This is a genomic window from Motilimonas pumila (assembly GCF_003596335.1).
Taxonomy (GTDB): domain Bacteria; phylum Pseudomonadota; class Gammaproteobacteria; order Enterobacterales; family CBDFNC01; genus Motilimonas; species Motilimonas pumila.
Window position 1 is genome coordinate 1 of record NZ_QZCH01000096.1, and the last position, 1,251, is coordinate 1,251.

General features: G+C 45.4%; 1 protein-coding gene. It reads left to right on the plus strand.

Annotation, left to right across the window (positions count from 1 at the left end):
* The first annotated feature begins 154 nt into the window (after positions 1 to 154).
* Positions 155 to 616: a hypothetical protein gene (locus tag D1Z90_RS20610; RefSeq protein WP_147378821.1), complete on the plus strand. Its 462-nt coding sequence runs from the start codon at positions 155 to 157 to the stop codon at positions 614 to 616.
* Positions 617 to 1,251: the final 635 nt, after the last annotated feature.

Below are 1,251 nucleotides of genomic sequence, written 5' to 3' on the forward strand. Positions count from 1 at the left end.
GGTTTCTTTGTGTACGTCTAGGCCGATAAAAAGGGTGCTAGGATTATTCATGTCGATCTCCTGTATCTGTTATGGCGGTTACCTAACAGTGTGGCACTGGCCGAGCTAACCCACGATAAACGCAGGAGGTCGACACTGTGCACAGGGAATCATTATGTCTAGGGTAACCTCGGAAAATTATATGGCATTTAACATAGAAGCATTTTTAAAAGATACAAATTCAGATCTTAACTTGGATTCGATATCTAGAATTGTTTCGGAGTATGTCCCCTATGCAAAGGTTCACTTTGATGAAGGTTGCCCTCCATTTATAGATAAGCATATTAAAGTCACTGTAAGTGAAACAGACTTCGGAGAGGCAGGAGATTGGACGGCTGATGTACTTTTAGAAAGTGGTGAGTTGGTCAATCAATGTGCCAAGGAAGCGCTCTTGGCTGACGGAAGTAATCGAATCGATATCAAAGAGATCGGTATGGTGCAAGCTAGAGTTCGCGTCTACTTTCGCAGTGACGATGAGCAAAAGTATACAAATACAATGATTGATTTAATGTCGTTTTTAGAATCAATCCCTAATGCTGCCGTTTACGACAGCAATCAGAACAAGTTCGTAGAGTGAATACCCTAACAAGTCAATGCACTCGGACTTGTCAAAGCTGTCACCTTTTTTGTTCCAAAAAAATCGCCAACTTCACCAAGCCGGTGTTTGAGGCGCTGACGGATCCCCTCATAATTTCCCCAGTCCAGCGTTGTGCGTGAGCCGCTGATATTCCAGTATTGCCCATTGATATTGGGACTCGTGAATTTGATATCGCCTATGGCTCCGGACTTCCCTCCCTAAGCGGGGTAGGGAAAGCACTCTGCGATGTTTTATTGTGTTGGCTTGAAAGTCAAAATGCCACTTCGCTGATATGATTCCCACTGTCAACAAGCGCGTGACTATCCCTACCAAAAATGTTCGGCATGGGAGAGAAACTTAAGTGAGTGCACCTTTGGCAAGAAAGTTCGGCGGTTGACCTTGCTGATATTCGCGGGTTTGGTTATCCGCATGACTTGTTTTCGCCGCTGGAGCCTTGCCTCAGTCTATGAGCGCGTATGTTAACGCATAACGCCGTCGAGGATTACTCACACCGCTGCCGCCGGTGACCCACTTAAGTTGTAAACTTTTCCTGCTAAACCTGCTAAACCTGCTAAACCTGCTAAACCTGCTAGCCGATGAGTTTGCTTTCGGGGTTAAAGCGTTGTGCAATATCC

Coding starts and splice junctions, on each gene's coding strand:
- D1Z90_RS20610 (WP_147378821.1), top strand. CDS start 155: ATGTCTAGGGTAACCTCGGAAAATTATATGGCATTTAACATAGAAGCA.